Source organism: Mycobacterium sp. NGS67 (assembly GCF_059812185.1).
The window spans coordinates 1-9,084 of sequence record NZ_JCALCF010000061.1; the positions used below are offsets into that span (position 1 = coordinate 1).

At 66.8% G+C, this 9,084-nt stretch carries 13 protein-coding genes; 10 read left to right on the forward strand and 3 right to left on the reverse strand.

Annotated elements, in window-relative coordinates; translation table 11 throughout:
* Positions 1 to 47 precede the first annotated feature (47 nt).
* The gene (locus tag AC5Y4D_RS26980) at positions 48 to 359 is read right to left on the reverse strand and encodes a DUF732 domain-containing protein (protein ID WP_500038725.1); all 312 of its coding nucleotides are present in this window, start codon (positions 357 to 359) and stop codon (positions 48 to 50) included.
* 120 nt (positions 360 to 479) lie between these two features.
* On the opposite strand from AC5Y4D_RS26980, the gene AC5Y4D_RS26985 reads away from it, so the two are divergent.
* From AC5Y4D_RS26985 to AC5Y4D_RS26995, 3 genes are read left to right on the forward strand one after another with little or no spacing between them, the layout of a single operon-like run.
* A complete protein-coding gene (locus AC5Y4D_RS26985; protein ID WP_500038726.1) occupies positions 480 to 1,211 on the forward strand; it encodes a Clp protease N-terminal domain-containing protein in 732 nt (243 codons plus the stop codon).
* Positions 1,212 to 1,256: 45 nt separating this feature from the next.
* Positions 1,257 to 1,781 (forward strand): hypothetical protein, encoded by a 525-nt coding sequence (locus AC5Y4D_RS26990; protein WP_500038727.1) that lies wholly within the window; start codon positions 1,257 to 1,259, stop codon positions 1,779 to 1,781.
* 1 nt (position 1,782) lies between these two features.
* Positions 1,783 to 2,316 (forward strand): GNAT family N-acetyltransferase, encoded by a 534-nt coding sequence (locus AC5Y4D_RS26995; protein ID WP_500038735.1) that lies wholly within the window; start codon positions 1,783 to 1,785, stop codon positions 2,314 to 2,316.
* Here AC5Y4D_RS26995 and zapE read toward each other — a convergent pair.
* A complete protein-coding gene (zapE, locus tag AC5Y4D_RS27000; protein WP_500038728.1) occupies positions 2,288 to 3,328 on the reverse strand; it encodes a cell division protein ZapE in 1,041 nt (346 codons plus the stop codon). The genes AC5Y4D_RS26995 and zapE overlap by 29 nt on opposite strands.
* On the opposite strand from zapE, the gene AC5Y4D_RS27005 reads away from it, so the two are divergent.
* From AC5Y4D_RS27005 to msrB, 4 genes are read left to right on the forward strand one after another with little or no spacing between them, the layout of a single operon-like run.
* The gene (locus tag AC5Y4D_RS27005; protein WP_500038729.1) at positions 3,327 to 4,124 is read left to right on the forward strand and encodes a pyrimidine reductase family protein; all 798 of its coding nucleotides are present in this window, start codon (positions 3,327 to 3,329) and stop codon (positions 4,122 to 4,124) included. The genes zapE and AC5Y4D_RS27005 overlap by 2 nt on opposite strands.
* A gap of 27 nt (positions 4,125 to 4,151) precedes the next feature.
* Positions 4,152 to 5,711: an alpha/beta fold hydrolase gene (locus AC5Y4D_RS27010; RefSeq protein WP_500038730.1), complete on the forward strand. Its 1,560-nt coding sequence runs from the start codon at positions 4,152 to 4,154 to the stop codon at positions 5,709 to 5,711.
* Between the two features lie 20 nt (positions 5,712 to 5,731).
* The gene (aftC, locus tag AC5Y4D_RS27015) at positions 5,732 to 7,060 is read left to right on the forward strand and encodes an arabinofuranan 3-O-arabinosyltransferase (protein ID WP_500038736.1); all 1,329 of its coding nucleotides are present in this window, start codon (positions 5,732 to 5,734) and stop codon (positions 7,058 to 7,060) included.
* Positions 7,061 to 7,065: 5 nt separating this feature from the next.
* Positions 7,066 to 7,512: a peptide-methionine (R)-S-oxide reductase MsrB gene (gene msrB / locus AC5Y4D_RS27020; RefSeq protein ID WP_500038737.1), complete on the forward strand. Its 447-nt coding sequence runs from the start codon at positions 7,066 to 7,068 to the stop codon at positions 7,510 to 7,512.
* Here msrB and AC5Y4D_RS27025 read toward each other — a convergent pair.
* Positions 7,422 to 7,754 carry a helix-turn-helix domain-containing protein gene (locus AC5Y4D_RS27025; protein WP_500038731.1) on the reverse strand — a complete coding sequence of 111 codons (333 nt, stop codon included), beginning with the start codon at positions 7,752 to 7,754 and terminating at the stop codon, positions 7,422 to 7,424. The genes msrB and AC5Y4D_RS27025 overlap by 91 nt on opposite strands.
* 86 nt (positions 7,755 to 7,840) lie before the next feature.
* Between AC5Y4D_RS27025 and AC5Y4D_RS27030 the strand changes: the two genes are divergently transcribed.
* The 3 genes from AC5Y4D_RS27030 to AC5Y4D_RS27040 form a co-directional block, all read left to right on the forward strand.
* Positions 7,841 to 8,035 (forward strand): helix-turn-helix domain-containing protein, encoded by a 195-nt coding sequence (locus AC5Y4D_RS27030; protein WP_500038732.1) that lies wholly within the window; start codon positions 7,841 to 7,843, stop codon positions 8,033 to 8,035.
* A complete protein-coding gene (locus AC5Y4D_RS27035; protein ID WP_500038733.1) occupies positions 8,032 to 8,484 on the forward strand; it encodes a hypothetical protein in 453 nt (150 codons plus the stop codon). The genes AC5Y4D_RS27030 and AC5Y4D_RS27035 overlap by 4 nt, the downstream gene beginning before the upstream one ends.
* 279 nt (positions 8,485 to 8,763) lie before the next feature.
* On the forward strand, positions 8,764 to 9,084 hold a 321-nt coding region (locus AC5Y4D_RS27040; RefSeq protein ID WP_500038734.1), incomplete at its 3' end, for a hypothetical protein.

Here is a 9,084-nt window from a genome sequence, read left to right on the forward strand (position 1 = left end):
GAAAGTTTCGGTCACGCTTGGACGTCGGCCACGACACCGCGCATCGGCTAGGAGTCGGACTTCGGCGGCAATTGCGCGGGACAGTAGACGCCCGCCGCGATAGCGGTGAACCGGGCGGCGTTCTCTTGCGACAGACCGGGATTCGCGCCCTGGAGCATCTGGACGACCTCGACTCCCGACTTACCCGATGCGGCCATGTCGCACACGGCTTTTCCGGTGGTGATCACGCTCGCGGGATCCTTGTATTTGATTCCGGCCGCGTTCAGGGATACCAGCAGAGCTTGGTCCTGGCTGGGGTCTGCGTGCACCGGCGCCGCTGCGACAGTCAGCGCGACGAGACCGGTCAATGCCAGCAGCACCCTCATAGCTTGCTGATGGTCCCAGAGGTGGACCGCACCCGCATCTCGAACGGAAGGCCAGCGCAGCCAGCCGTCAACCCACGGTTGACTCAGCCACCGCGTCAACCTATCGTTGACGGCATGGTCGAACCGACTCAAATTGCCTACCCGGTCCGCCTGGACGATCTGATCGACGTGATCAAGACCGTGCACACCGGCGCACTGGACCAGCTGACCGACGCCGTCCTGGCCGCCGAAAGCCTCGGCGACATCGCCGACCACCTGATCGGGCACTTCGTCGACCAGGCCCGCCGTTCGGGTGCTTCCTGGACCGAGATCGGCAAAGCGATGGGCGTCACCAAACAGGCCGCCCAGAAGCGATTCGTACCCAAGGCCGACGCCGCTCCACTGGACCCCGATCAGGGCTTCTCACGGTTCACCCCCCGGGCCCGCAACGCGGTGGTCGCCGCCCAGAACGCCGCGCACCAGGCCGGCAACAACCAGATCGCTCCCGACCATCTGCTGCTTGGCGTTCTTGCCGATCCGGCCGCACTGGCCACCGCGCTGCTTCGACAACAGCAGGTCGACACCGAAGCATTGGGTCAGTCCGTCGAACTTCCTGCGCGTGCCGAGGAAGTACCGGCGCTGATCCCATTCAGCGGACCCGCACGCAAAGTGCTCGAACTGACCTTCCGCGAGGCACTCCGGTTGGGCCACAACTACATTGGCACCGAACACATGTTGCTGGCGCTACTCGAACTCGAGGACGGCGCCGGGCCGCTGCACCGAGCGGGCGTCGACAAGCAACGGGTCGAGACCGATCTGCGGGTCGCCCTACAGTCACTGACCACCGGCGGGCCCAACCCAACCTGAACAATCCCCTCCCCTCGGCGTCACCGCATGTGTAATCATGCGATGATGCGCCGCTGGTTGATCGTCCTTTCCGCCTTCCTCGTCGTGGGGTCCGGCGTGCTGTCGGTGGATGCCGCGCTGCCGCGCGCCCACGCCGGCGACGCACCGATCGGTCACCTGGGCGACACCCTGCGGGTGGACACCGGCACCTATGTCGCCGACGTCACCGTCACCAGCGTGGTGCCGGTCGAACCGCCGCCGGGATTCGGCTACACGCGCAGCGGCGTCCCGGTCAAGAGCTTCCCCGACAGCACGGTGGCCCGCGCCGACGTGGTGGTTCGTGCGGTACGGGTGCCCAATTCCTTCATCATGGCGAACAACTTCAGCTTCGACGGGGTCACGCCGTTCGCCGACGCCTACAAGCCGCGGCCGTGCGACGCTCCCGACTGGCTGGACGCCGCCCTGGCCAGCGCGCCGCAGGGTTCGGTGGTGCGGGGCGGGGTCTACTGGGACGCGTATCGGGACCCGGTGAGCGTGGTCGTCCTGCTGGACCGCAAGACCGGCGTGCACCTGGCGCAATGGAACCTCTGATCTGAAGATCGAACGCGCCGATCCCGGTGACGCCCAAGAATTGGCTGACGTTGCCGCGCGCACCTTTCCGTTGGCCTGCCCCCCGTGGTCGCGTCCGCAGGACATCGCCGCGTTCGTCGACACCAATCTGTCGACGGCCTGTTTCGCCGCGTACCTGAACGATCCCCGGCGCGCGATATTCGTCGCCCGCGAACAGAGCCGAATCGTCGGTTACGCCATGCTGATTCGCGGTGTTCCCGACGACGAGAACATTCAGCGCGCCGTGCCGCTGCGGCCGGCGGTCGAACTGTCGAAGCTGTACCTGCTGCCCGACTTTCATGGCAACGGTGTGTCCACGGAGCTGATGAACGCCGCAGTGGCCACCGCCGCAGCATGGGGCGCCCGCTGCATGTGGCTCGGCACCAACGAGAAAAACACCCGCGCCCTGCGTTTCTACGTCAAGAGCGGCTTTGCGATCAACGGCGCCAAGACGTTTCAGATGGGCGAGTTCGTCGAAGACGACCACGTCATGATCCGGGAAATCCCCCCGCTGTGAGCGCTAGCAACCGCGACGTGGCCCGCAGGTACTTCTTGCGGTAGCCACCGTCCAGCATCTCGTCGCTGAACACGGTGTCCAGCTTCGCCCCGGAGGCAACCACCGGAATGCCTGCGTCGTACAGCCGGTCGGTCAGCGCCACCAACCGCAAGGCCACGTTCTGGTCGTCGAGACGGTGCACGCCGGTCAGAAACACCGCCGTCACGCCCTCGATCAACGTCAGGTACCGCGATGGATGCATGGTGGCCAAATGCGCGCACAGCGCGTCGAAGTCGTCCAGCGTGGCCCCCGGCCGATCGGCGGCGCGGGCGGCAACCTCCTCGTCGGACGACGGCGGCGGTGCCGGCGGCAGGTCGCGGTGCCGGTAGTCGGGTCCCTCGATCCGCACGGTGCTGAAAATGCTTGCCAGCGTGTTGATCTCACGCAGAAAGTCCTGCGCGGCGAACCGGCCCTCGCCGAGTTGTTCGGGCAGCGTGTTGGATGTGGCGGCCACCGACACACCGCGCTCGACCAAAGACGACAGCATTCGCGAGATCAGCGTGGTGTTGCCCGGATCGTCGAGTTCGAACTCGTCGATGCAGACCGCGGTGTAGTCGGCCAGCAGCTCGATGCATTCGGCGAAACCGAAAACCCCGGCCAGCTGGGTCAATTCACCGAACGTCGCGAATGCCTTGGGTTTGTCGTCGGGCAGTTGGTAGTACGCCGACGCCAGCAGATGCGTCTTGCCGACGCCGAAACCGCCGTCCAGATACAACCCGACGCCGGGCAGCACCTCGCGGCGGCCGAACAACTTTTTCCGGCCTGCCCGTCGCTGCTCGGCCTGCTCGCAGAACTCCCGGCAGGACGCGACGGCGGCGGCCTGGGTGGGTTCAGCCGGATCCGGTCGGTACGTCGCGAAGCTGACGTCGGCGAACGTCGGCGGCGGCCGCAACTGGCCGATCAGCCGCTCCGAGGACACCGACGGGTGCCGATCCACCAGGTGCCCAACCTCCCCCGAATCGGCCCCGTGCATGAAGGAACTGTATCGGCGTGTTGCAATCAACCTCGTGTCCGAGTTCGACGCCACGCTGCGACTGCTCGGCCCGGCGCGCGACGTCGGCGACGCCGAACTGCCTCAGCTCTACTTCTATCCCCCGGACCGCAGCTGGGTCCGCGCGAACTTCATCACCAGCCTGGACGGCGGTGCCACCGTCGAAGGCCTCAGCGGCGCCCTGGGCAGCGCCGGTGACCGGGCCGTCTTCGTGGTGCTGCGCGAACTCGCCGACGTCATCGTCGTCGGCGCGGGAACGGTGCGCTCGGAGGGTTACGCCGGTGCGCACCTGAGCGTGGCCGCGCGCCAACAGCGGCAGGCCCGTGGCCAGGGCGAGGTGCCGCCGATCGCGATCGTCACCAAGACCGGCCACCTGGACCACGAATTGGCCGTCTTCACCCGCACCGAGGTGGCCCCGTTGGTGCTGACCTGTGCCGCTGCCGCCGACGACGTCCGCCGGCGACTGGCCGGACTGGTCGACGACGTGGTCGCCTGCTCGTCAGACGATCCCGGCGAGGTCGATGTGGCCACCGTCGTGACCGCCCTGCAGTCCCGCGGCCTGTCGCGCATCCTGACCGAGGGAGGGCCCACCCTGCTGGGTGCGTTCATCGAACGCGACCTGCTCGACGAGCTGTGCCTAACCATCGCACCCTTCGTCGTCGGCGGCGTGGCCCACCGCATCGCCGCGGGGCTGGGCCAGGTGCAGACCCGGATGCGCTGTGCCCACGTTCTCGCCGACGACGCCGGCTATCTGTACACGCGCTACGTCAGGGAGTAGTCGGGGGGTCCCGCTACTGTGGTCCGCATGAGTCGGCGCATCATGCCCGCCACGATCCTGATCGTGGTGGCCGCCATGCTGTCCGGCTGCGTCCCGCTTTTCGGCGCCGACCCCCGGTTCGCCACCAATTCCGGCGCCCGCCCGCAGGGCGTGTCCACCACCAAACCGCCGCCCAGCGGCCCGGCGCCGATCGCGGTACCCAAGAACGACCTGTCCTGGCGCGACTGCACGTCCAAGGTCAACGCCGACGCCGGTGTACCCGGTGCACCCGGGGTCAAGCTGGAATGCGCCACCTTCGACGCCGACCTCGACCCGGTCAACGGCAGTTCGGGATCGGTGAGCATCGGCGTCGTCCGTGCCCGCTCCGGCCAAACCCCCAAGGACGCCGGGCCGCTGATCTTCACCACCGGATCCGACATCGCGTCCTCGACGCAGCTGCCGGTCTGGCTGTCCCGCGCCGGCGCGGACGTGCTGCGCAGTCATCCCATCGTCGCCATCGACCGCCGCGGCATCGGCACGTCGAGCCCGATCGACTGCCGCGACCGCCTCGACCGCGAAGAGATGCGCGACCAGGCGCAGTTCCAGACCGGCGACGACCCGGTGGCCAACCTGTCTGAGGTCTCCAACACCGCCACCACCAACTGCACCGACGCGATCGCGCCCGGCGACTCCGCCTACGACAACACCCACGCGGCGTCCGACATCGAGCGGCTGCGCAACATCTGGGACGTCCCCGCGGTCGCGCTGATCGGCATCGGCGACGGCGCGCAGGTGGCACTGACGTATGCCGGGTCCCGCCCGGACAAAGTGGCCCGGCTGATCCTGGACTCGCCGGTCGCGCTGGGCGCCAGCGCCGAGGCCGTCGCCGAACAGCAGGTCAAAGGTCAGCAGGCCGCGCTCGACGCGTTCGCCGGACAGTGCGTGGCGGTCAACTGCGCTTTGGGACCCGATCCGAAAGGCGCAATCAGCGCGCTGCTGTCGTCGGCGCGCAGCGGTCAGGGCCTGGGCGGCGCCTCGGTGGCCTCGATCGTCATGGCCATCACCACCGCGCTGGGGTTCCCGGTCGGCGACCGCGTCGGCAACACCACAAACCTGGCCAACGCGCTGGCTGCCGCCCGCTCCGGCGACATGAACCAGCTGAACAACCTGATCAACCGCGCGGAAACCGTCCAACACAGCGACGGGCAGTTCGTCAACGACTGCAGTGACGCGGTGAACCGGCCGACTCCGGACCGGGTGCGCGAGCTGGTGGTCGCCTGGGGCAAGCTCTACCCCCAGTTCGGCACCGTCGCGGCGCTCAACTTGGTCAAATGCGTGCACTGGCCGACCGGTTCGACGCCGCAGCCGCCCAAACAGCTCAAGGTCGATGTGCTGTTGCTGGGTGTGCAGAACGACCCGATCGCGGGCAACGAGGGGGTCGCGGCGACGGCGGCCGCCGTCATCAACGCCAACGCCGCCAGCAAGCGGGTGATGTGGCAGGGCATCGGCCACGGCGCCAGCATCTACTCCTCGTGCGCGGTTCCGCCGCTGACCGGCTATCTCGACAACGGCAAGCTGCCCGGCACCGACACCTACTGCCCCGCCTGAACGCCCCGTAGTACGGTGCGCTGGTGACGGCAGCTGACTCGACCAGAACCGGCTTGCGGGAATCCGCGCAGGCCGCTTTCCGTCCCGGTCCCACGAGCCCCGCATCAGTCCTTCGGGCAGTGCTGTGGCCGGTCGCCATCCTCTCGGTGCTGCACCGCAGCATCGTGCTGACCACCAACGGCAACATCACCGACGACTTCAAACCGGTCCACCGGGCGGTGTCCAATTTCCGGCACGGCCTGGAGATCTACAACGAGCATTTCGACTACGTCGACCCGCACTACCTGTACCCGCCGGGCGGCACGCTGCTGATGGCGCCGTTCGGGTATCTGCCGTTCGCGCCGTCGCGCTACCTGTTCATCTCGATCAACACCGTGGCCATCCTCATCGCCGCCTACCTGCTGCTGCGGATGTTCAACTTCACGCTGTCCTCGGTGGCGGCTCCGGCGCTGATCCTGGCGATGTTCTGCACCGAGACGGTGACCAACACGCTGGTCTTTACCAACATCAACGGCTGCATCCTGCTGCTCGAGGTGCTGTTCCTGAAGTGGCTGCTCGACGGTAGGGCCAGCCGGCAGTGGGCGGCCGGGCTGGCGATCGGGCTGACGCTGGTGCTCAAACCCCTGCTCGGACCGCTGCTGCTGTTGCCGCTGCTGAACCGGCAGTGGCGGGCGTGGGTCACCGCGCTGGTCGTGCCGTTGGTCGTCAACCTCGCTGCGTTCCCGGTGGTGCCGCACGCGACGGACTTCTTCACCCGCACCCTGCCCTACATCCTGGGCACCCGGGACTACTTCAACAGCTCGATCCAGGGCAACGGCATGTACTTCGGGCTGCCGACCTGGCTGATCGTCGGGCTGCGGCTGCTGTTCACCGCGATCGCGATCGGCGCGTTGTGGTTGCTGTACCGCTACTACCGCACCCGTGACCCGCTGTTCTGGTTCACCACGTCCTCGGGCGTGCTGTTGCTGTGGTCGTGGCTGGTGTTGTCGCTGGCCCAGGGTTACTACTCGATGATGTTGTTCCCGTTCCTGATGACGGTGGTGCTGCCGAACTCGGTGATCCGCAACTGGCCGGCCTGGCTGGGGATCTACGGCTTCATGACCCTGGACCGCTGGTTGCTGTTCAACTGGATGCGGTGGGGCCGCGCGATGGAGTACCTGAAGATCACCTACGGCTGGTCGTTGCTGCTGATCGTGACGTTCACGGTGCTCTATTTCCGCTACCTGGACGCCAAGGCGGAGAACCGGCTGGACGACGGCATCGATCCGGTGTGGCTCACCCCGCCGGCCGACCGCGCTAGCGTGGAGGCAGCACCCGTACCAGATCTGGGAAGGAGCGGCGCGACGTGACCGACATCGCCCGTCCGAAACTGCAGCTGTCCGACGACGAGTGGCGCAAGAGGCTCAATCCGCAGGAGTTCGACGTGCTGCGCCGCGCCGGCACCGAGCGTCCGTTCACCGGCGAGTACACCGCCACCAAGACCCAGGGCATCTACCAGTGCCGGGCCTGCGGCGCCGAATTGTTCCGCAGCACAGAGAAATTCGAGTCGCACTGCGGCTGGCCGTCGTTCTTCGACCCGTCGAGTTCCGACGCGGTGATCCTGCGCCCCGATCACTCCTTGGGCGCGATCCGCACCGAGGTGCTGTGCGCGAACTGCCACAGCCACCTGGGCCATGTGTTCTCCGGCGAGGGTTACCCGACGCCGACCGATCAGCGGTACTGCATCAACTCGATTTGCCTGCGGCTCGTGGCCGACCCGCCAGAGCCGCCGTCGCCATCGGGTCCGAACGGCCCCGTGTAATTGCGCGGCGTCAGCTGATTCAAATCAAGTTGCAGCGCGTCTGCAATTTGCCCTAACTCCTCCGCTGAGAATGGGCGTTCGCCGCGTAATTTGCGCGATAACGCCGGCTGCGTAATGCCGAGAACAGACTTGGCGAACTCGGTTTGCTTGATCTTTCGGCGCCAAATCACCTGGTGAATGGCTTCGCCCAACTTCTCATCGAAGGTGCGGGCCTCAGGCCGCGTACCTAGGTCAGCTGTCATGTAGCCAACATTACGACATAAACGACACAAGCGACAACCTTTAAGTCGTGGTTGACGTCTATGTCGCTCCGGTATAACTTCGGTCTATGCCAGAGCAACATGAAGATGACGAACAGATAAGTCCTCAAGAAGCGGCCAAGATCCTGCGCGTCACCGATCGCACCATCCAGCGGTATATCCGCGACGGCCACTTACCAGCGACTCGACTGCCGGGCGGGCGCTTATGGCGCATCCGCCGCGCAGATGTGGAGAAGCTGCTCAGCACAGAGGCCTCCGTGTGACCGCCTCGATCGCCCCCGAGGCCGTGTCGACGTGCGAGTACTGCGGCGCGCCGATCGAGCTGCGCCGCGGCATCTGGCAGCACACACAGACGCGGAACATGCGGTGCGATCCAGGCGACAGATGGACCGGCCGCTACGCCTGGCCGTCTGGGCCGAACACTGAAACCCCGCCACCCGGCTGCTCTTTCGAGTACGCCATCCAGCTCGGCGACGGCACCTACGACACCTACGACACCGACTACAGCGACTACCTCGGCCAGTTCGTCAAGACGTGGACCGATTTCGGCGCGGCCAGCGACGAGCTGTTCCGCGTTCGTAGCTGCGGGCTTGTTCCCCGCGACGAAAACCTACGTGCGGCCCGCCTCGTGCGGCGGACCGTGCCCGCCTGGTCCCCGGTCGACTACCAGGGCTACCCGGTATTTCAGGACACCACGGAGAAGTCCGCGTGATCGCCCTGCTCAGGCGCGGCCGCCATCGCGCCCGGTTCAGCGTGCGGGTTGTCGACCTGCAACCCAGCTACCGGCCCAACCCCATTTTGCCCTCGCTGCTGACCACCTGGACACCCGTCGAACGCTGGCGCCGGCTGGCGGGTGTTCCCGCTCCCACCACTGAGATTCGGGCTCACAACTCGCGCGCATCGCAGGGCCGACACAAGGTGCCCACGCCCGGGGGCCACTCCCCGACTCCGGGCGTGGGTCACCGTCTCCCACCCACGCAATCGAGGCGAAATGACGAGCATGCCGACCAAGAAACTCACTGAACTCACCCCCGCGCAGCGCGACCGCATGGCGTCGTTCGCTCAGGAGTGGATCGAATACGGCTGGCGCACAACCCCGCTCACCGAAGAGGAATGGGCCGTTTGGGAGGCCGGTGCGCGAAAGTGCTATGAGTTCGCAGGTATTCCGTGGCCGAATGTGGCGATCCGGGTGCCGTCGCCGATGGTCGGCGCTCTCGCGGCGCCCTTCGCCGCCATCGCGATCTCGTTGTACCGCGAGCTTCCGAAGGCGTTGGCACGCCTGGATTTATCTAGCGACAGCTCGGCGGTGGGC

What these genes read in the sequence shown, in the direction of transcription:
- AC5Y4D_RS26990 (WP_500038727.1), top strand. Translation starts at nt 1,257, where the DNA reads ATGCGCCGCTGGTTGATCGTCCTTTCCGCCTTCCTCGTCGTGGGGTCC.
- AC5Y4D_RS27025 (WP_500038731.1), bottom strand. Translation starts at nt 7,754, where the DNA reads ATGACAGCTGACCTAGGTACGCGGCCTGAGGCCCGCACCTTCGATGAG.
- zapE (WP_500038728.1), bottom strand. Translation starts at nt 3,328, where the DNA reads ATGCACGGGGCCGATTCGGGGGAGGTTGGGCACCTGGTGGATCGGCAC.
- AC5Y4D_RS26985 (WP_500038726.1), top strand. Translation starts at nt 480, where the DNA reads ATGGTCGAACCGACTCAAATTGCCTACCCGGTCCGCCTGGACGATCTG.
- AC5Y4D_RS27030 (WP_500038732.1), top strand. Translation starts at nt 7,841, where the DNA reads ATGCCAGAGCAACATGAAGATGACGAACAGATAAGTCCTCAAGAAGCG.
- AC5Y4D_RS27010 (WP_500038730.1), top strand. Translation starts at nt 4,152, where the DNA reads ATGAGTCGGCGCATCATGCCCGCCACGATCCTGATCGTGGTGGCCGCC.
- AC5Y4D_RS27005 (WP_500038729.1), top strand. Translation starts at nt 3,327, where the DNA reads ATGAAGGAACTGTATCGGCGTGTTGCAATCAACCTCGTGTCCGAGTTC.